The sequence below is a fragment of the Natrononativus sp. DTA114 genome (assembly GCF_059736515.1).
This window is the reverse complement of sequence record NZ_JCASSN010000001.1, coordinates 673523-692975: the sequence shown is the minus strand read 5'-3', so window position 1 is coordinate 692975 and position 19453 is coordinate 673523. Positions and strand designations below refer to the sequence as shown.

22 protein-coding genes and 1 tRNA gene are annotated in these 19453 nt (G+C 66.1%); 14 read left to right on the top strand and 9 right to left on the bottom strand.

What is annotated here, in order from left to right; translation table 11 throughout:
- The first annotated feature begins 26 nt into the window (after nt 1-26).
- The 3 genes from AC6I6S_RS03665 (at nt 27) to AC6I6S_RS03655 (ending at nt 1748) form a co-directional block, all read left to right on the top strand.
- Nucleotides 27-111, top strand: a tRNA-Ser gene (locus AC6I6S_RS03665).
- Nucleotides 112-402: 291 nt separating this feature from the next.
- Nucleotides 403-753 carry a hypothetical protein gene (locus tag AC6I6S_RS03660; RefSeq protein ID WP_497948376.1) on the top strand — a complete coding sequence of 117 codons (351 nt, stop codon included), beginning with the start codon at nt 403-405 and terminating at the stop codon, nt 751-753.
- Between the two features lie 80 nt (nt 754-833).
- Nucleotides 834-1748: a DMT family transporter gene (locus AC6I6S_RS03655; protein ID WP_497948375.1), complete on the top strand. Its 915-nt coding sequence runs from the start codon at nt 834-836 to the stop codon at nt 1746-1748.
- A 60-nt stretch (nt 1749-1808) separates the two neighbouring features.
- Here the strand turns inward: AC6I6S_RS03655 and AC6I6S_RS03650 are convergent, their stop codons facing one another.
- Nucleotides 1809-2660, bottom strand: a complete 852-nt coding sequence (locus tag AC6I6S_RS03650; RefSeq protein ID WP_497948374.1) for a DsbA family protein — start codon at nt 2658-2660, stop codon at nt 1809-1811.
- Nucleotides 2661-2843: 183 nt separating this feature from the next.
- Between AC6I6S_RS03650 and AC6I6S_RS03645 the strand changes: the two genes are divergently transcribed.
- On the top strand, nt 2844-3776 hold the full coding sequence (locus tag AC6I6S_RS03645) for a DsbA family protein (protein WP_497948373.1): 933 nt from the start codon (nt 2844-2846) through the stop codon (nt 3774-3776).
- A gap of 4 nt (nt 3777-3780) precedes the next feature.
- Here AC6I6S_RS03645 and AC6I6S_RS03640 read toward each other — a convergent pair whose 3' ends face one another.
- Entirely contained in the window at nt 3781-5295 is a 1515-nt protein-coding gene (locus AC6I6S_RS03640; protein WP_497949291.1) for a (R)-citramalate synthase, read from the bottom strand.
- 210 nt (nt 5296-5505) lie between these two features.
- Here AC6I6S_RS03640 and hpt point away from each other — a divergent pair, with 210 nt between their 5' ends.
- Nucleotides 5506-6051 (top strand): hypoxanthine/guanine phosphoribosyltransferase, encoded by a 546-nt coding sequence (gene hpt, locus AC6I6S_RS03635; protein WP_497948372.1) that lies wholly within the window; start codon nt 5506-5508, stop codon nt 6049-6051.
- A 21-nt stretch (nt 6052-6072) separates the two neighbouring features.
- On the opposite strand, the gene AC6I6S_RS03630 is transcribed toward hpt, so the two are convergent.
- The 4 genes from AC6I6S_RS03630 to AC6I6S_RS03615 form a co-directional block, all read right to left on the bottom strand.
- On the bottom strand, nt 6073-6426 hold the full coding sequence (locus AC6I6S_RS03630; RefSeq protein ID WP_497948371.1) for a DUF192 domain-containing protein: 354 nt from the start codon (nt 6424-6426) through the stop codon (nt 6073-6075).
- A 109-nt stretch (nt 6427-6535) separates the two neighbouring features.
- Nucleotides 6536-7327, bottom strand: coding sequence for an HFX_2341 family transcriptional regulator domain-containing protein (locus AC6I6S_RS03625; protein ID WP_497948370.1), 792 nt, complete (start codon nt 7325-7327; stop codon nt 6536-6538).
- Nucleotides 7328-7372: 45 nt separating this feature from the next.
- Complete coding sequence (locus AC6I6S_RS03620) at nt 7373-8302, bottom strand: DMT family transporter (protein WP_497948369.1); 930 nt, start codon at nt 8300-8302, stop codon at nt 7373-7375.
- Between the two features lie 260 nt (nt 8303-8562).
- On the bottom strand, nt 8563-9021 hold the full coding sequence (locus AC6I6S_RS03615; RefSeq protein WP_497948368.1) for an ester cyclase: 459 nt from the start codon (nt 9019-9021) through the stop codon (nt 8563-8565).
- A 155-nt stretch (nt 9022-9176) separates the two neighbouring features.
- On the opposite strand from AC6I6S_RS03615, the gene AC6I6S_RS03610 reads away from it, so the two are divergent.
- A complete protein-coding gene (locus AC6I6S_RS03610; protein WP_497948367.1) occupies nt 9177-9764 on the top strand; it encodes a DUF7097 family protein in 588 nt (195 codons plus the stop codon).
- A gap of 215 nt (nt 9765-9979) precedes the next feature.
- Complete coding sequence (locus tag AC6I6S_RS03605; RefSeq protein WP_497948366.1) at nt 9980-10447, top strand: VOC family protein; 468 nt, start codon at nt 9980-9982, stop codon at nt 10445-10447.
- On the opposite strand, the gene AC6I6S_RS03600 is transcribed toward AC6I6S_RS03605, so the two are convergent.
- Nucleotides 10444-10641, bottom strand: a complete 198-nt coding sequence (locus AC6I6S_RS03600; protein ID WP_497948365.1) for a DUF5800 family protein — start codon at nt 10639-10641, stop codon at nt 10444-10446. The two genes, AC6I6S_RS03605 and AC6I6S_RS03600, sit on opposite strands and share 4 nt — an antisense overlap.
- A gap of 155 nt (nt 10642-10796) precedes the next feature.
- Between AC6I6S_RS03600 and AC6I6S_RS03595 the strand changes: the two genes are divergently transcribed.
- The 5 genes from AC6I6S_RS03595 to AC6I6S_RS03575 all read left to right on the top strand — a co-directional run bounded on the left by AC6I6S_RS03595 (nt 10797) and on the right by AC6I6S_RS03575 (nt 16253).
- Entirely contained in the window at nt 10797-11654 is an 858-nt protein-coding gene (locus tag AC6I6S_RS03595; protein ID WP_497948364.1) for an acyltransferase, read from the top strand.
- Nucleotides 11655-11783: 129 nt separating this feature from the next.
- A complete protein-coding gene (locus AC6I6S_RS03590; RefSeq protein WP_497948363.1) occupies nt 11784-12647 on the top strand; it encodes an electron transfer flavoprotein subunit beta/FixA family protein in 864 nt (287 codons plus the stop codon).
- 1 nt (nt 12648) lies between these two features.
- On the top strand, nt 12649-14187 hold the full coding sequence (locus AC6I6S_RS03585; protein WP_497948362.1) for an electron transfer flavoprotein subunit alpha/FixB family protein: 1539 nt from the start codon (nt 12649-12651) through the stop codon (nt 14185-14187).
- The gene (locus AC6I6S_RS03580; RefSeq protein WP_497948361.1) at nt 14187-15869 is read left to right on the top strand and encodes a flavoprotein; all 1683 of its coding nucleotides are present in this window, start codon (nt 14187-14189) and stop codon (nt 15867-15869) included. Before AC6I6S_RS03585 ends, AC6I6S_RS03580 begins: the two co-directional genes overlap by 1 nt.
- A gap of 3 nt (nt 15870-15872) precedes the next feature.
- On the top strand, nt 15873-16253 hold the full coding sequence (locus tag AC6I6S_RS03575; protein ID WP_497948360.1) for a DUF8055 family protein: 381 nt from the start codon (nt 15873-15875) through the stop codon (nt 16251-16253).
- A gap of 58 nt (nt 16254-16311) precedes the next feature.
- Here the strand turns inward: AC6I6S_RS03575 and AC6I6S_RS03570 are convergent, their stop codons facing one another.
- Nucleotides 16312-16749, bottom strand: coding sequence for a hypothetical protein (locus AC6I6S_RS03570; RefSeq protein WP_497948359.1), 438 nt, complete (start codon nt 16747-16749; stop codon nt 16312-16314).
- Between the two features lie 180 nt (nt 16750-16929).
- Between AC6I6S_RS03570 and AC6I6S_RS03565 the strand changes: the two genes are divergently transcribed.
- Entirely contained in the window at nt 16930-17661 is a 732-nt protein-coding gene (locus AC6I6S_RS03565; RefSeq protein ID WP_497948358.1) for a GNAT family N-acetyltransferase, read from the top strand.
- A 27-nt stretch (nt 17662-17688) separates the two neighbouring features.
- Here AC6I6S_RS03565 and AC6I6S_RS03560 read toward each other — a convergent pair whose 3' ends face one another.
- Nucleotides 17689-18099, bottom strand: coding sequence for a DUF2267 domain-containing protein (locus AC6I6S_RS03560; RefSeq protein ID WP_497948357.1), 411 nt, complete (start codon nt 18097-18099; stop codon nt 17689-17691).
- Between the two features lie 169 nt (nt 18100-18268).
- Here AC6I6S_RS03560 and AC6I6S_RS03555 point away from each other — a divergent pair, with 169 nt between their 5' ends.
- On the top strand, nt 18269-19444 hold the full coding sequence (locus AC6I6S_RS03555) for a redox-regulated ATPase YchF (RefSeq protein WP_497948356.1): 1176 nt from the start codon (nt 18269-18271) through the stop codon (nt 19442-19444).
- The last annotated feature ends 9 nt before the right edge of the window (nt 19445-19453 follow it).

Genomic DNA, 19453 nt, shown 5'->3' with positions numbered 1-19453 from the left:
ATCGTGACGCCAGTAGGTGGGAGTGAGCCGAGATAGCCTAGCCCGGCCAAGGCGGTAGATTCGAAATCTACTGTCCTCACGGACTCGGGAGTTCAAATCTCCCTCTCGGCGTTCTTCACGACGCAAAACGGCGAGCGAAGCGAGTCGCTGTGTCGTGAGAACTCGAACGGGAGTTTGAACCAGACGGAGGTTCTGCGCGAAGCGCAGGTTCTCGGGCGTGGTTCAAATCTCCCTCTCGGCGCTTTTACAGCGACTACAACCGACGATAACCACGTCGCGTGTGCTCGCGTCCGTGACCGGAGCGCCTCCTTCTATCTCGAGACTCAGTGCCTCGATTTGTGCGTCTGGATGTCCTGTTCGTCCAGAAATCGATTTATGTGGGTGAACAGTGCGAGTACGACTATGCGCCCAGTTGCACGGACGTTCGCAGTCGCGCTCGTCATCGCAGTCACACTCGGTGGACTGTCGACTGTTGCGGTCGCCGACTCCGGCGAACCGGCCGTCGAGCGCATCGGGAGCATCGACATCAGTCTCGAGGACGAGCACGTCCACATCGACGGCCTCGACGTCTCCGGCGACGGCCTGCCGTCGATGTCGGTCGACGAGCGGACGTACGAAATCGACTCGCTGTCGGTACAGACCGACGGCTTCACCGTCGAGTTCAGTGGCACGACCTACGAGTTCTGTAGTATCGACATCAGCCTCGAGAACGTCGGCGTAACGGTGACGGACAGTTCTGTCTCCGGGGAGTAATTCCCGGCGTTCGCTCCGACCGAGTCGCCCCAAACAGCCGGAACCGCCAGCCATTTGCTGTGGTCGATCGAATCTGGAGTGTGTCTCGCCTGCTCGAGGGGTCGCTGTTTCTGTTGCTCGCGATCCTGTGGGGGCTGTCGTTTCCAGCCATCACTGTCGGTCTCGAGTACCTGCCGCCGTTGTTGTTCGCCGCGTTCCGCTACGACGTGGCGGCGGTGCTGTTGCTCGCGTACGCGATCGTTCGAGTCGATGGCTGGGTGCCACGCGGACGGCGCAACCTGGTGGCGATCACCGGTGGCGGCGTGTTTCTCGTCGCCGGCAACGGACTGCTGTTCGTCGGCCAGCAGACGGTTCCGGGCGGGGTCGCCGCGATCATCCAGGCGCTCGTTCCGATCTTCACGGCGCTGTGGGCGTTTCTGTTGCTGGGCGAGCGACTTTCGGCGGTCGGTACGATCGGGGTGGCCGTCGGATTTCTCGGGATCGGGTTCGTCATCCAGCCCGATCCGATGAACCTGCTCGCCGGGGATACGGTCGCCCGACTCATCATCGTCGTCCAGGTGATCAGCGTCGCGCTCGGCGGTGTGATCGTCCAGCGTGCCAGACCGACGATCGGTCGGGTTCCGCTGACGGGCTGGTCGATGCTCGTCGGCGCCGTCGTCCTCCACGCGGTGAGCTTCGGGCTGGGTGAATCGGCTGGCAACGGCGTGACCGCACCCACGGCCATCGGGTCCGTGCTCTATCTCGGCGTCTTCTCGACGGCGATCGCCTTTTTCATCTATTTCACCATTCTCGAGGAGCACGGGGCGTTCGAGGCGGCGCTGGTCGCGTATCTGGTTCCGATCGTCGCCACGGTGGCCGGCGTTGCCGTTCTCGGCGAATCCATCAGTCCGCTTTCGATCGTCGGATTCGGTCTGGTGGCGGTCGGATTTGCGATCCTGAAACGGCACGCGATCGCCGAAACGATGGGGTACGCGCCGGCTGTTGGCAACCCCTGACCCTCGCCCTCCGAACGCGTCGGACGCTGAAACTACAACAGTCGTGAGAAAACTCGGCTGTCAGACCTGTAGCGTGCGCTCGAAAACGGAGTTCGACTGGTGGCCGGTGAGTCGGGTCTGGAACTCGCCGTCGATAAACAGGAAGAACGTCGGGGTGTTGAATACGCCCGTCTCCTGGCGGATATCCAGGTTTCGCTGGATGGTCGCGTCGTACTGCTCCCGCTCGACGTCCTCGAGAACCGCCGCTTCGTCGAGGTCGCTGTCTGCGAGGTAGGTTTCGATCTCGCCGAGGACGTTCCCCGTGTTCAGTTCGCTCACCCGGTCGTACAGATAGCCGCGCAGCGCCCAGAACTCCTCGGTGTCGCGGGCGTATACGGACTCGAGTGCGTACGTCGCGGGGATAGACCACTCCTTGGTCCGGGGGAAGTTCCGGACGACGTAGGTCGCGTGGCCAGGTTCGATGAGGTTCGACGCGAGCGTCGGAAACGTCTCCTGATGGAACTCGGCGCAGACGCGACAGGAGATGTCGTCGAACTCGACGATTAACGCCTCGGTTTCGTGGGGATGCTTTCCGAGGGTGGGTTCGCGGCCCAGTTCCTGGGTGACCGGGTGGTCGTAGTCGACGGTGTACCGTTCGTCGTGCCACTGGCGGTCGGCGTCCTGGTCGAACGCCGACGTCGACGACTCGTTTTCGCCGTCATCGTCGGGGGCGGAGTCGGTCGCGTCATCCGTGGACGCGTCGTCTCGGTTATCAGCGGGCGTCACGCTCGTGTTGACTGTGTCGTCCTGGGCCGTCGGTTCGCTCGAGCCGAGACAGCCCGCGAGCGAGCCGACGGCTCCGAGAGAGGCGGTGAGTGCGAGCACCCGACGGCGACCGGGTGACCGGGGATGGCGACGTGTGCGCTCGGTCATTGGTACTTACAATCATATCGAGGCGGTCTATTATTATCGAGAAAATAATATTCAGGTGAAAGTTTACCGAGTAAATAACGCGCTGAACGATTGCAGCACCGAATGTGGCTGTCGATCGTTATCACACTCGTAATTCCATTTACAGTGTTCATAGTGATTGACTGTAATCGAAACCGACAACGTATGGGCGAGGAACACTCTCGAAGACACGTCTTGCAGATCGGCACCGTCGCGGTGTTCGGTGGCGCTGCCGGTTGTGCGGGGCTCGCTTCGGACGAACCGGGTGACGCGGGGACGAGCGAACCACCGGAAAACGAGACTGCAGACGACGATGGCGACAACACACGATCGGAGGAGTCGGATCCAGAGCCGGTGCCCGAAACGGCGGACGACGATTCCGGCGACAAAGACGAGGCAGACGACGACGAGGAAGAAGAAGCGGAGGCGGACGACGAACCGGAACTCGAGGAGTACGATATCGACGAGCCTGCCGGCGCCCTCGCGGACGTCCCGATTCCGGACGATCCGGGATCGTACCAGTACCCAATCGCCGGCACGGGTGAGGCGGACGTCCGTGTCGAGTTCTTCGGCGGCTGGAAGTGCCGGCACACGCGCCGGTTCGTCCAGGAGTGGTTCGACGAACTCGTCGACGACTACGTTCGAACCGGACAGATCGATATCGAGTTCCACGGCGTCGGCTACCGGGACGGAACCAACTTCCACGGCCAGGACGGACCTCGAACGGCCCGCGCCGGACTCGCGACGTGGTACGCACAGCCGGACGCGTTCTGGTCGTACTTCGAGTACATGTACACGAACATGGAGCGAGGGGACGGCTGGGCGACGGCGAGTCGCCTCCGATACCTCGCGTCCGAGGCCGGCGTCGAGAATCACGAACAGCTGGCCCGCACGGTCGAGAGCGGCGCGTTCGAATCGCAGCTTCAGGAGACGATGGAGTTCGTCGAGGAGAATTCGATCGGGACCGTTCCGCGCATCGTCGTCGACGGCGAGAGCTACTCGCCGAACGCGAACCGGGCGGATCTCATCGAGGCACTCGAAGTCGCCCTCGGCAACGGCGATGAGGAGGCCGACGACGACGAGGAAAACGACGAGTAGCGGACTAATCGTCGGCGTGTGCAGGTCGCCGGGACCCGGCCTCGAGCAGCCGATCTAGCGCGTCGACCATCGCCTGCACGCTCGCCCGCGTGATGTCGGCCTCGCTGCGGGCGACGGTGACGCTGCGGTCGCCGCGAGCCATCGTCACTTCGACGGTGACGACGGCGTCGGTCCCGCCGGTGACGGCGTCAACGTGGTAGGACTCGAGCTGGGCGTCCGCGGCCGAACCCAGGGCGGTGCGGACGGCCGAGACGGCGGCGTCGACCGGCCCGGAGCCGGTACCGCTGGCGACGCGCTCCTCGCCCCGGACGTCGAGGCGGACGCTCGCGGTCGGGACCGGCCCGCCGCTGGTCGCGGTGAGGTCGAGCAGGTCGACGGCCCGCTCGCGGCGTTCTCCGGTGACGTCGGCTGCGACGGCGAGCAGGTCGGCGTCGGTAACCCGACGGCCGCGGTCGCCGAGTTCGGTCACGCGCGTCGCGATGGCGGCGACCTCGCCGTCGGTCGCCTCGACGTCGTGTTCCTCGAGCGCTGCCCGTACTCCGGCGCGACCGGTGTGTTTGCCGAGTGCCAGCCGGCGCTCGCGACCGACCGTCTCGGGCGGGTAGGGTTCGTACATCCTGTCGTCCTTGAGCGTGCCGTCGGTGTGGATGCCGCTCTCGTGGGTGAAGGCGTTCTCGCCGACGACGGCCTTGTTCGGCGGGAGCGCGACGCCGGTTGCCCGCGAGACGCGCTGGGCGAGGTCGTGAAGTCCCTCGAGGTCGATCGTCTCGACGCCGTAGACGTGCGAGAGGGCGATCGCGACCTCCTCGAGGGCGACGTTGCCCGCGCGCTCGCCCAGGCCGTTGACGGTACAGTGAACCAGGTCAGCGCCACCCGACACCGCGGCCAGCGCGTTCGTCACGCCGAGTCCGAGGTCGTCGTGGGTGTGGGCGCTGACGGGGCCGAGTTCGGCGAGTCGGGAAACCGCCTCGCGGGTCCGTTCGGGGCCGGTGTGGCCGACGGTGTCGGCGAAGCAGGTTCGATCCGCGCCCGCCTCGAGGGCCGTCGCCATCACGGTCTCGAGGTAGTCGAGGTCCGCCCGAGAGCCGTCCTCGCCGATGACCTCGACCCAGAGGCCGTGGTCGGCCGCGTAGGCGACGAGATCGGCGGTCGTCTCGAGGACGTCCTCGCGGGTCGTGCCGACCTTCTCCTCGACGTGGCGGTCGCTCGCGGGGACGACCAGGTGGACGCCGTCGACGCCGCAGTCGAGCGCGAGGTCGACGTCGTCGCGAACCGCGCGGCAGAAACTCGTCACGTGGGCCTCGAGGTCGAGATCGGTCACCCGGGAGATGCCGGCGCGCTCACCGGCGCCCGTACAGGCGCTGCCGGCTTCGATGGTGTCGACGCCAACGGCCTCGAGGGCGCGGGCGATATCGACCTTCTCGTCAGGCGACAACGAGACGCCTGGCGCTTGCTCGCCGTCTCGAAGCGTCGTGTCAAGAAGTCGTACCGAAGTGTCGTCGGTGGAGTCCGTCGTCAGTCGCGTCTCATCACCGGATAATTTCCCGGCCAGCCGCCTCGCGGCGACTTCCTCTATCCTCCACAGGGGGCGTCTTTCGTGCCATGTGTACTTCCACCGTGCGGGCGGGTGGGGTTAACCGCGGCGATGGGGTGAAATATTGCCACTACCCGTCGTACGGCCGCCACGTCTGGGGAAAGAGTGATCCGACGGCTCGTGGAACCGACGGCTATGGACGCACTCCGGCAGGCGCTTCGCGAGGCCCCCGTCGTCGACCGCGATGGCTACCACTACTTCGTCCACGGCGTCACCGACGGAATCCCGCTGGTCGAACCCGACGTACTGCGGGCGGTCGCCGACGGGATCGCCGAGCGAGTGCCCCTCGAGCCCGTCGACAAACTGGTCGCGCCCGAGGCGATGGGGATTCACCACGCCACGGCGCTCTCGCTCGAAACGGATCTGCCGTTCGTCGTCGTTCGCAAGCGCGAGTACGGCTTCGAGGACGAGGTCGCGGTCCACCAGGAAACCGGCTACGGCGAGAGCGAACTGTACGTCAACGGGATCGATCCCGGCGACCGGGTGGTCGTCGTCGACGACGTCCTTTCCTCCGGAAACACGCTTCGGGGCGTCTGCGCCGGACTCGAGGAAGCCGGTGCGGAAATAGCGGCCGTCGTGGTGGTCCTCGAGCGAACCGACGTCGATCACGGGGACGTCCCCCACGAGGTGACGAGCCTGCTCGAGGTCGCGGTCGAAGACGGGCGGGTTGTCGTTTCCTGACGGGGCGATTCCCTCCGCCGATCACAGCGACTCGAGGACGAGCCGATCACCCGGCGAGACGCCGTCGGCCGCACCCGCGGGCAACTCGAGGAGCAGGTCGGCCCGATCGCGGGCGTACCCCCGCCAGGGCTGGAGCCGATCGACCCGCCCGACCGTCTCGTCGACGACCCAGACGACGTCGATCGGAAACCGGACGAACAGCATGTGGACGTCGCGGGTTCTGGCTCGGCTGAACGGGAACGCGAGCGCGGCTCCCTCCGGAAACGACTCGCGAAACATGAGTCCGCGCGCCTGGCTCCACAGCGAGTCGGCGAGTTCGACGTCGGTGGCGAGGACGGTCTCGTCGCCGTCGGCCGGGTCGTGACGGAGCTCCACGGATCGGACTCTCCGTGAATCGGTAAAAACCTTCTCGAGGGGTGGGCGTCGTCACCACGGATCTCCGCGGACCGCGAACGGACGACCGACGCCGACCGCGGGTGCTCGCCTACGCGGAACGAGGCGTCCCGGCGGCGTGGCGAAACGCCCGGAGCGCGTTCCGCCCGTCGTCGGTTACCGTGACGTACTTTTTCCGCCCGATCTTGTCGACCTCGACGTACCCCCGGTCGAGCAGCGGGGCCACGACGTGGCGATCTAACAGCCGGTAGTATCCCTTTCGCGACGACGCTTCGGACTCGACGACGAACGCGAACTCCCGGGCCACCGCGAACTCGATGAGCTCCTTCTTGGTGACCCCGCGATACCGACCGTCAACCGCCTCGTCCGTCTCGCGCTCGACGTACGCGAGGACGGCGAGGTGGACGTCCGAAGGCCGCTCGATCGGGTATCTCGGTAGCTCGAAGATCTCGCTCACCTCCTCGTGGAGCGGCTCGTCGGGGATCCGTGACGCCTCGGGTCCGTACGACGGGCGAGCGTAGATCGGCCGCGCCCCCGTCGCCATGCACGCGATCATTCCGGCGATGGCGGTTACCTTACTCCCCGCGGAGACGTTCACGAAAACGTCGTCGTCCGCGTAATCCGCGATCGCCTCGGAGATCGTTCCGATGGTGTCGTACAGGTCGAAAATGTCACACGATCGTCGGTCGACCTCGAGTCGGTCGTCGGCCTCCAACTCCCGAAGGAAGGCCTCCACGTACTCGATCTGGCGATCGCTCTCGCGGTAGTCAATCGGGACGACGATATCCGCCTTCCAGCGAACGATCGGCTCCTTCAGGCGGGCGTACTCGAAGCCGAGGGGAACGACGTGAACGCGGTTAGTGATCGGCGAGTCGCTGCTCATGAGAGACGCTTCGCCACCGGTAGTAAAAACGGTCCGATACTGTCGTTACCGTTCTCGAGTCTGCCCCCACAGCGCCCCTCCCAGCACCACCGCCACCCCGACGATCTCGAGGGGCGAGAGGGCCTCGCCGAGGAACAGCCATCCCAGGAGAGCCACCTGCCCGAGCATCGTGTTGTTGATCACGCTCGATTCGGTGGCCGAGAGCGTCTGCAGCGTCCGGTTCCAGAGGGTAAACGCGACGGCCGTGTTGACGACGGCCAGCCAGAGAACGATGAGCCAACTCCGAAGGCTCAGCGACGGCACCCCCTGGACGGTGATACCGGTCGCGAGGAGGAGGACCGAGCCGACGCCCATGCTGACCGTCGTCACGGCGAGTGCGGAGAGGTCGCCGCCGCGGTTTGCCCGCCGGCCGAGAAGCGAGCCGAGGGCGTTCGAGAGAAGGCCGACTGCGAGCGTTCCGAGGCCGACGAGCGCGAGCGGGCCGAAATCGAAGGGGTAGAAGTAGAGCCCGACGCCGACGAACAGCACCCCTATCCGAAGCCACTGCCGACGCGACACGGCCGCTCCGAGCAGCGACACGCCGATCAGCGCGACGACGACGGGGGTGAATGTCAGAGCGAGGCTGACGGTCGCCGCGGGCAGGTATCGGAGGGCGAGGAACTGTGCGCCCTGCGTGACGGCGTACAGACAGACGCCCAGGAGCAGGAGGGTGGCGAGACCCCGCCGATCGAGCCGTCGGATCGACCGGTGTTCGCCACGGCGCAGAAACGGCGCCAGCAGGACGAGCGCGGCGATCCCGTACCGTAACCCCGCGAAAGTGAGTGCCGGAATTTCCTCGAGACCGACCGTGATCAACACGTACGACGACGACCAGAGGACGGTGACGATCAGGGCCTCGAGAACGGCCCGCGTGCGCGTTGAAACGCTCGGGATTCGATCGCGCTCCCCTCGAGCGACGTCCGACCGGATGTCCATCACCCGAAGAACGAGCGGCGACGACGGTAACGGTACATCCGTTACTATCGTTACCGTCCCGTCGGCGAGAGACGAGTCCCCCGTCCGGTCCCGGAGCGCGAGTGAGTTCGTCACCGCCGCTTCGCTCTCACCCGCCGCCTCGCCTGCCGCCCGCGCTCGCCGCCGTTCGTCGAGTCGGGGTCAAAAAGTGTGCCGTCGGCCCCGCGTTCGACGGTAGTCTGGTACCGCTCTGCTGGTACCGCTCGCTTCGATCGAGCGTCTCACGCGGCCTTCCGCGTACGGCCCTCCCACGAGGGGACCATCTCGAGTTGCTCGAGGAGCTCCAGACTGTCCGACTCCTCCCAGCGCTCGACGATCTTGCCGTCCGCGAGTCGCATGAGGACCATGTTCGTTCCCCTGACCCGGTTACCGGTGGGTTCGAACCCCGCGAACCGCCCCTCGTGCGTTCCCTCGAAGACGAACCGGACGAAGACCGAATCGTCTTCGGCGATCATGTCCTCGATCGTCACCGTGGCGTCTGGAAAGGCCTTCCGGGCGGTTTCGACGTGCCGAACGAACCCCTCGAACCCTCGCGCCTCCGCCGGCGTGAGCGACTCGTCCGAGACGGGGTCGTGGTTGACGACGTCGTCCGCGATCAGTTCCTCGAGCAGGTCGGTGCGCCCCTCGTTGAAGGCCTCCTCGTAGTACCGACGGACGACGTCCTTGTTTGCTGTGCTCATTGCTATCTCACCACATAGAGGTACGCCATAGGCCGTCTAAAGGCTGTCTGCGGTTTTTTCGACCAGTCAGCACGCGCCGGGTACCGGGTCAGCGTCTCGGAGCCGACCGTACCGTTGAAATTCACTGCGCCCGAACACCACCGCGAGCGATAGCGATGGAGAAAACTCCCCGCGGAACCTCGGTCGGCGTCGACGATCCCTACGAGTTCGCCGGCCTCTGCGACCACCTGACGGGCGAGGGAACCTGTCGGTACGCCTTCGACCACTACGAACACGACCCCGAGTTCGCTCGCGAACGGGCGGCCGAAGAGTACGCCTGTCCGGTCGTCGACCCCGACACGGACGAAGACTGGACGTGGGCGGACTGCCCGCACTTCCGATCGCGGAACCGGGATCGGGAGTGCGCCCGGTGTGGGCTCGAGGAGAAACGGGTCGCTCACTCGAGCGAGCGGCCGCTGCTCGAGGAACACCACCTCTCCTACAGCGATGGGACGCGTCCGGCAGCGGAAGGGAACGCCGAGGAATCCGCCGACGGCCGGACGCTCAGCCACGAGATCACGATCTACCTCTGTCGGTGGTGTCACGCGAAGGTCCACACCTCCTGGGCGCGACTCACCGACGACGTCGCCCCCGACCCGGAGGCGACCGCCGCCCTCGAGGAGCGACGCGGCCGCGAGATGGACGAGTTCGGCTTCGAGTCCGCCGCGGATCGGTACGATCGCGACCGCGACGGCCGGACGTAACCGCCGGTGCGGAGATCGTCCGCGTTCGCATTCGAGGAGTACCGTGAGCTGATATAGTAGTCGTCGAAACGGGTTACACCCGGCCACAGCTGAGCGGCCAGCCTCGGCCTCCGCGACGAGGCTGGCCGCCGATGATCGTAACCGGGTGTGCACTGACGTTCAACGCCTCCTACAGGTGCCCGCGGTCTTATCTCGACGGACGCCGATGGTGTCGTATGCGTTCACCGGCGACACTCGGGCACGTCCACCTCACCGTCCGCGACGTCGAGCGGGCGATAGACTTCTACACGACCCACCTCGGACTCGAGGTAACGGAGCGAGTCGGGCCGTTCGCGTTCCTCTCCGGCGGCGAAGCCCACCACGACCTCGCTCTGCGGGAACTCGGGCGCGACGCCCCGCCGGCTGACGACGGCGTCGGACTGTATCACGTCGCATTCGAGGTGGCCGACGGCGCTGCCATCGCCGCGGTGTACGACGGCCTGCGCGAGAGCGGAATCTCGGTCTCACCCGTCGATCACGGCATCAGCAAAGCGCTGTACTTCGACGACCCCGACGGAAACGGGGTCGAGGTCTACGTCGATACGCGCTCGAGCCAGGACGAGCGCTGGCGCGGTCGCTCGCGGGCGTTCGATCCGGAGCGGCCGACCGGGTCAGAACCGGCCGGCGACCGCCGGCCGGGTTAGCGGAGAATGTCGCCGACTCGCTGGGGTTCGCCCTGGAGGTCGGGCTGTTTGGCGACGATCTTCAGGACCTCGTGGTCGGTTACGTTGTGGTAGGGCTTTTCGGTCGCTTCCTCGATGAGTTCCCGATCGAGGCGGAACTCGGTACCTTCGTAGACGACGTCAACACCGTCGTCGTCGAACGCGAGGGTCGTCATGGCGGTTCGTACGGGACAGGACGATAAAAACGGGACGGCTGTCGTCGCTGGCAGTCGTCGGTCGGGAAGCCGTCGCCTCGAGCGACCAGGGGGTGCCAATGGCCGGCAGGCGGTCACGCGAAGTTTATTACGAGGGCGTCGAAATGGGTGTGACTGTGGCCTTTAGCAGCGATCCGCTCGACGAACTGCGCATTCCCGCCGGGACCGAAGCCCAGGAACGTGACCTCGTCACCGACGGTGACGTCCTCATCGGCGCCCGCTCGACCATCGAGTTCGGGGTGCGTGGCCGAAACGTTCTGGCGGGCGAAGGCGTCCGGTTCGGCGGTGCGATCGAAGCGGAAGGCGAGTGCCGACTCGACATGTGGTGTGACGTCGACGGAAACGTCCTCGTCGGGGAGAACGCCTATCTCGGCGAGCGAGTACACATCGCCGGCAAACTGAAGGTTGCCGGCGACCTCGACATCGGCGACGACGTCGACATCGAGGACGGGTTCGAGGCCAACGGCTGGATCGTCATCCGCAACCCGATGCCGACGATCGTCTTCCTGTTCGTCTATCTCAAACACCTGTTACTGCTCGGCGAAGAGGACGCCGCCCAGGCGCTCATCTCGCAGATGGTCGACGAAGGGGACGACGACGTCGACGCCGACCCGCTCGTGATTCCCCGAAACGCGACGGTCAACGACGACGCCTGGCGCGTCTCCGAGCCCGCGACGATCGGCGACGACTGCCGGCTTCACGGCAACGTCCGCGCCGAATCGATCGACGTCGGAGCCGGCTGTGACGTTTTCGGGAGCCTGCGCGCTCGCGGTGCGGTTTCCGTCGGCGACGAGACGGTGATCCACGGCGACCTGACGACTCGGGACGGCTCCGTTCGTCTCGGCCCCGACGTCCGCGTCCTCGGCGACGTCTCCTGCGAGGACCTCACGCTCGGCCCGGGCGCCGAAGTCGACGGGACGATGCGAGCGAGCGGCGAGATTACGATGGCGACGACCGACCGCGAACTCGAGTAACGATACCGGCAATCCCGTCGCTCCCGGCGATTTTCACCCACATCCTTAATAGTCCTAGTTACGATAGGGTGACGTGAACATGGGACGAGCAACCATACCACAGTGTCGCCAGTGGTGCGGGAGGTGGCCATGCGATCGATAGCGCTGATGAAAGGCGTTCCCGACTTCTCCGAGGGAGCGGTTTCCTTCGACGAGGACGGACACCTGGAGCGGGGGAAAACCCCCACAGTACTGAACCCGAACGATGCCTTCGCCCTCGAGGCAGCCCTCCAGACGCGGGTTCGCCACGGCGGGCACGTCTCGGGCATGTGCATGGGGCCGCCGGGGTATACGAGCGTGCTTGAGGAGGCGATGGAGTCGGTGTACACCGACGACAGCTACCTCCTCTCCGATCGGGAGTTCGCCGCTTCGGACACCTGGGCGACGGCGATCACGCTCTGTTCGGCCGTCGAGAAGTACCAGGAGGAGGTCGCCGACGTCGACCTCGTCTTCGCCGGCTTCAAGACCGCCGACGGCGAGACCGGCCACACCGGTCCTCAGACGTGCTGGGGGCTCGAGTGGCCGATCATCACCCACGTCCTCGCGCTTGATATCGACCCCGACGAGCGCACCCTGCGGGCGAAACGGCTCGTCGAGGGCGACGTGGACGAGATCGAGACCGTCGAGGCGCCGTTGCCCTGTATGATCGTCGCGGATCCGGAGTTCTCGCCGACGTACCGCAAGGCCGCCCACCGGCTCACTCACAAGCGACTCCGGGCGGAAACCGAAGAGCGGGCGGCCGACCACGACGATCACATGACGACCTGGGATCACGAGGATCTGAACCTCGATCCGGACTACATCGGCCTCGACGGCTCGCCGACAATCGTCTCCTCGGTCGACCCGATCCCCAAGGCGCCCTCCGAGCGGGAGGCGACGATGATCCAACCCGAGGACGAGGAGGGGATGAGCGAGGTGCTCGAGGAGATGCACGCGTTCGCGGGGGGTGACTGAGATGGTCGATCCCAGCGACAACACGGTTTCCGAACTGATCGAGGAACTCGCCACCATTGACGACGTCGATGAACTGAACGCCGTCCTCGAGGCCGAACGCGCCGGCCAGGACCGAAAGACGGCCCGCGAGGCGGTCCACAAGCGGATCGAAGCCCTCGAGGGCGAGGGCGCAGAGACCGACGACGACACCGAAGGCGAGTACGAGGAGACGAAAGAGGAGGTCGGCGAGGAGGCCGAGGGCGAGGAGGTCGAGGAAACGGAACCCGACGAAGGAGAGACTGGCGAGGCCGACGAAGCCGCCGAGGAGGACGACGAGATGGCCGACAGCCGCGACAAGCGCCACGTTCGGGCGCTCGACGGCGGCCACTACGAGGACATGTGGGTGTTCTGTGAGACCCAGCAGGGCGAACTGCTCGAGGTCTCGAAGGAGATGCTCGGGAAGGCCCGCGAGCTGATGGACGACTACGCCGAGGAGTACGACTCCGAGGAACGGGTCGTCGCGTTCGTCATCGGCGACGACTGCGAGGGGCTGGCCGAGGAGTGCATCGCCTACGGGGCGGACGTCGCCGTCTACCACGACGACCGGAGGTTAGAACGGTTCCTGCACAAACCATACACCGAAATTACGGCGCACATGGCCCGCGGCGAGGGCAGCGCCGAGAGCACGGACTGGCGCGAGTACGACAAGCCGCGGTACGTTCTCTTCCCGGCGACGAACAACGGTCGCGACCTCTCGGCGAAGGTCCAGGCCGAACTCGACTCCGGGCTCGCCTCGGACTGTTCTGACCTCTTCATCGAGGCCACCGAGATCTCGAACCCCGTGAAGACGGGCGAGCCGGGCGTCAAGAAGACGTTCGAGCGGGTACTCCACATGAAGCGGCCGGACTTCTCCGGCTTCGAGTACTCGACGATCCTCTGTCTGGACAACCCCGACCGGGACTTCCACCCGCAGGGGGCCTCGGTGATTCCGGGCAGCTTCGAGCCGCTCGAGCCCGATCACGATCGCGACGGGCTCGTCGTCGAACACGACATGGAGCTCGACGACGACTGGTTCCGCGTCGAGATCACCGAACACGACCAGCTCGAGGAGGGCATCGATCTCACGGGTCACGAGGTCGTCGTCTGTCTCGGCCGCGGGATCGGTGACGACCCGACGAAGGGGATGGAGCTCGGCCTCGAGCTGGTCGACGCCTTCGACGACGCCGCCCTCGGCATCACGCGTGGAATCGTTACCTCCTCCTACCAGTTCGAGGGCCACGTCGAGCAGTACTCGAAGGAGGAGCGCCAGATCGGCGAGACGGGGCAGGTCGTCGCCCCCGGTCTCTACATCGCCGCGGGGGTCTCCGGGGCGGTCCAGCACAAAGTCGGCATGGACGAGTCGGATACCATCGTGACGATCAACACAGATACGGATGCACGGATCAGAGACTTCAGCGACTACTTCATCGAGGGAGACCTCTTCGAGGTGTTGCCACAGTTCACGGCGGCGGTCGAATCGGGCGAACTGGATCTCGTCGCGGCCGACGGAGGTGAGGACTGATGAGCGCCGAAACTGGTGAGTACGAACACTACGAGGCGATCGTGGTCGGCTGCGGGCCGGGCGGCGCCGCCGCAGCGGCACGCCTCGCGGATCACGGGGTCGAGACGCTCGTTCTGGAACGGGGCGTCGAGGCCGGCTCGAAGAACGTCTCCGGGGGATTGATCTACGCCGAGGAGTCCGCACCCTACACGGTCGACGATCTGTTCCCCGACTTCCGCGAGGAGGCCGGCGAGCGGCCGATCACCGACTACTACATCCACAACATCGCCGGGAACAAGGTCAAGACCTACGATTTGACGGATCTCCACGAACACGACACCGACTGGTGTGACGCCGTTCTTCGCCGGCCGATGGACTCGTGGCTCGAGGACCGGGTCCACGAGAAGACGAGCGAGACCGGCGGCGGCGTGCTCACCGACGTGCGGGTGAACGGCCTCCTCCGGGAAAACGGCGAGATCGTGGGGGTCACCTGCGACGAACTCGACCCCATCACGGCCGACCTGATCGTCGCCGCGGACGGCGTCAACTCCGAACTCGCTCGCGACGCGGGACTGATGGACTGGGAGGAGCCCGACGAGTGGTTCCAGGGCGTCAAGGCGGTCGTCGACATGGAGCCCGACGCGATCGACGATCGGTTCTCGATCGGCGAGGACGAAGGCGTCGCCCACCTGTTCTCGGGCGACCTCTTCTCGGACGTCCGGGGCGGCGGCTTCCTCTATACGAACGAGGAGAGCCTCTCGATCGGGACCGTCTTCCACCTCGATAGCCTCGTCGAGGAGCAGGCCGAACCGCACGAACTGCTCGACGCGCTGCTCACTCACCCGCTGCTCGCCCAGTGGCTCCGCGACGAGTACGACGAGCGGGAGTACTCGGCCAAACTCGTCCCCGACTCGAAGAAGGTCGCTCACCGCGAGCCCTACCGCGACCGACTGGTGCTCGTCGGCGACGCCGGCGGCCAGATGCAGGCCCAGGGGCCGATCATCAAGGGGATGAACCACGCCGTCACCGCCGGGGCGCTCGCCGCAGACGCGTTCGCCGTCTCCCGGGGTAACGCCGACCCCGAGGCCGCGGGGCGGCGGTACACGGAGATGCTCGAGAACAGCGGCACGATGAAGAAACTTCGTCCGCGCCGGTACGACCTCGCCCGCACCGTCGGCGAGCGCGATCGCGTGACGCAGGTCGTCGATACCGTTCTCGAGTCGCGAGTCGGCGGCGTCGCGGTCGGCAACCCCATCGCGAGCCGGCTGCTCAAGCGGGCGTACAACTCCCCGTTCCTCGTCTCGATGCTGCCCGACACCGCTACCGGGTACGTCACCCTCCCGTCGGTCATCGGCGAGGAACACGGCCGGTCGGTCCACTGGGAGAGCGAGGTCGAGCCGCCGAGCCTCGAGGAGCGCATCGGCGACCTGACCTACGACACGGACATCGGCAACCCCCACATCCGACTGCGCGACGAGTCCTTCGAGGCCAGCGGGGCGGCCGTCTACGCCTGCCCCGTCAGCGCCGAGGAGTTCGGCGGGGGCTGCTACCGCGCCGAGACGGTGAAAACCAACGGCAGCGAGGAGACACTCGTCAGCCTGGACACCCAGCCCTGCGTGGAGTGTGGCACCTGCGCAATCGTCGCCGACACCGAGTGGGAACACCCCCGCGGCGGCAAGGGCGTCGAGTTCCGCGAGGGCTGAGGAATGAGCCGGTACGGCCCCCGAATCGCCGCCCTCGAGCGCCGCGCCGAACGCGACCGCGAGGCGTTCGACACAGACGAGGCCGCGCCGGCGGACGCCAGGGAGTACCTGCGCGAGGGCGCGGGACCCGCGATCTGGCTCTACCTCGAGGCCCGCACCGGCGGTCGGCTGGTGCCGTTCTCGGAGGCGGAGTTCGCGGCGCTCGAGGGCGCGATGAACGACTGGCTCGAACTCTACGCCCGGTGTCACGGTGTGGCGCTCGAGGCGGAGTTTACGGTTCGAGAGGCGGCAGAACTGTTGCTCGAGACGCGGAACGTCTTCGACACGGCACAGCTGCTGACACGGGTGCCCGAGCGCCGATCGAAAACGTCCGTTTCTGAATGAACGATCGTCGTTAGAAAGGCTCTTTTCGCGGGTGAACGGTCGTTGGCTGTGGATTCTGCTATCGCGGACGGGCGTCGGCCAGCGCGGTTCCCTCGAGCGCCCGGTGGGCGTAGAAGGCGACCGAGAAGTCCTGGGGGCTCGGGATGGTACAGGCGAGCCAGCCGATGGCGAAGGCGGTGCCGGCGACGTGATCGGTCGGGAGCGAACCGGTCGCGCCGAGGGCGAGGACAGGGAGGGCCAGGACGAGCGGCATCATCGCCGCGAGACGGAGGATCCACGGGGGCTCCTGGCCGGTCGGCTCCGGGTGGACGGCGGCCCAGGGACAGCTCGCCAGCATGGCGAGCACGCCGTCGGTGCGGTCGGGGAAGTAGGAGACGGTGTACTCGACGCGGGCGAGTTTGAGCGCCAGCGCGTGGGACCACTCGTGGGCGACGAGGCCGCCGGCCACTGCGAGGGCGAGTGCACAGCCGGCGAGGAGTGCGTCCGGTCCGATCATCGTTCGCTCGAGGTACCGTTTCGTTCGAGGAGTCGCCTATCAATCCGTTGGTTCACAGCCACCACGTACGGGTTAGTTAGACTGACTCAACAAACCCGCACGGATTCACGTGTTCGGACATTAAGTGAGGACGAGCGAAACCGGACAAGGATTAAGTGTTGTGGGTGGGTATACCATGCCATGGCATTCGCCGAGGAGCACGAGTTCGGACACGAGGACCGCAAGCGAATCTACGAGTACGTCGAACGCCACGGCGCGGTCGATCCGGAGGATGTCCAGGAGCGTCTGGGGATCGATCCCGGCGGCTTCCGCCATCACGTCGCGATCCTGAAACGCGACGGCCGCCTCGAGGTCGAAAACGGGACCCTCCGGGTCACGATCGACGCGGGTGCCGAAGAGGAGTACGTCTCCGAGGACCTCGAGTTCCACATCCGCCCCGCCCGCCAGGAGGACCTCTCGGGGATCGTCGGCGCGATCCGGCAGGTCGCAGAGGAGAAGACCTACATCGTCGCCGAGAGCGTCGCCGACGAGATCGATCACGAGAACGCCTTGCTCCGGTACAACGAACTCGAGGCGCGAATGTTCTTCGTCGCGACGGTCAACCGCGAAGTGGTTGGCTGGGTCCACCTCAGGGGTCCCGAACTCGACAAGCTCGCTCACACGGCAGAGCTCACCGTCGGCGTCATCGAGGAGTACCGGGGCCACGGCATCGGCTCGCACCTGCTCTCGCGCGGGCTCGAGTGGGCCGGTTCGAACGGCTACGAGAAGGTGTACAACAGCGTCCCCTCGACCAACGAGGAGGCGATCGCGTTCCTCGAGAGCCACGGCTGGGAAACCGAAGCCGTCCGCGAGGACCACTACAAAATGAACGGCCACTACGTCGACGAAGTGATGATGGCGCTGGAGCTGTGAACCGCTAACAACTCGCGACCACCTCTCTCAGGCCGGACTCTCCTCCTGTTCTTCGATCTCAAACAGCTGATCGTACCCCTCGTCTGTCGGGAGTTGCGTGCGAACGTCCTCGAGCGTCCCGCCCTCGACCGCCTCCGAAACGAGGTCGACGACCACCTGTGCGTGGAAGGCGGCATCGGCCGGATCGTCCTCGCCGATCTCCTCGCGCTCCGCGACCCGATCGACGAACGCCTCGAAGTCGAAGCGCTCGACGTCGTCGACCATCTCGAGGTGTCGACCCAGTTCCTCGGGCAACTGCGCCGCCAGGTTGTCGGCCTGGCCGGAGTCGATTCGCTCCGAGAGCGTCGTGAGCGTCGCTCGGCTGGCGCTCAGCGCTGCCTCTCGAGAGTCGAGCTGTGCGCGGTGTTGGACCTCGCCGATGAAGTCGTCGTACTGCATACTCGCGGGTGCGGTAAGGCTCTGGAAGAGTGTGCAGCCTTCAGATGAAGGGGGCGTCGCTCGTCCGGACGCTGCCACGCGTTCGGCCCGAAACCGAGTTCCGACGACCATCGCGGCCGCCACTCGAGGAACCGAAAGACAGTTTTCCCGAACGGAGTAACGGGAAGCTATGCTCTCGATCGCGCTTGCCGGGAAGCCAAACGCCGGCAAGTCCACGTTCTACACCGCGGCGACGATGGCCGAGGTGGACGTCGCCAACTACCCCTTCACCACGATCGACGCCAACCGGGGGGTGAGCCACGTCCGCACCGAGTGTCCCTGCCTCGAGCGCGAGGAGCGCTGTGGCAACGAGAACTGCCACGACGGGAAGCGCTACGTCCCGATCGAGTTACTGGACGTTGCTGGCCTCGTCCCGGGCGCCCACGAGGGGAAGGGGCTTGGCAACCAGTTCCTCGACGAACTCACCAACGCCGACGTGATCGTCAACGTGATCGACGCCTCCGGCGGAACCAACGAGAAGGGCGAACCCGTCGAGATCGGCGAGCACGACCCGCTCGAGGACATCGACTTCGTCGAAGAGGAGATGGACCTCTGGCTCGCGGGAATCGTCGACCGCAACTGGGAGACGATCGAGCGCCAGTCGCGTTCGCCCGGCTTCGATATCGACGACGCGCTCGCGGAGATGCTGACCGGGTTCGGCGCTTCCCCGACCGACGTCGCCCGCACCCTGCGGGAGATCGACTACCCAGAAGACCCCCTCCAGTGGGAGGACGATCACCGCGAGGCGCTGGCCCGCGAGATTCGCCAGCGCACGAAACCGATCGTCGTCGCGGCCAACAAGATCGACGTCGCGCCCGCCGAGAACGTCGAGCGCCTGCTGGAACTCGACAAGCCCGTGATTCCAACCACCGCGGAGGGCGAGCTCGCGCTCCGTCGGGCGGCAGAAGGGGGGTTAGTCGAGTACGATCCCGGCGACGAGAGCCTGGAAATCGGCGACGTGAGCGACGCCCAGCGGGAGGCACTCGAGGGGCTCGAGGCGACGATGGCCGAGTGGGGCGGCACTGGCGTCCAGGGTGCCCTCGACTACGCCGTGTACGAACTCCTCGAGCACCTCACCGCCTACCCGGTCCAGGACGCCTCGAAGTGGACCGACGGCACCGGGAACGTCCTCCCCGACGCATTTCTCCTCCCACAGGGGTCGACGCCCGTCGATCTGGCCTACGCCGTCCACTCCGATATCGGCGACGGCTACCTCCACGCCGTCAACGCAAAAACGAGCCGGGAGGTGGGTGATGGGTACGAACTCGAGGAAGGCGACGTGATCAAGATCGTGAGCACGAACTGATAACACGGG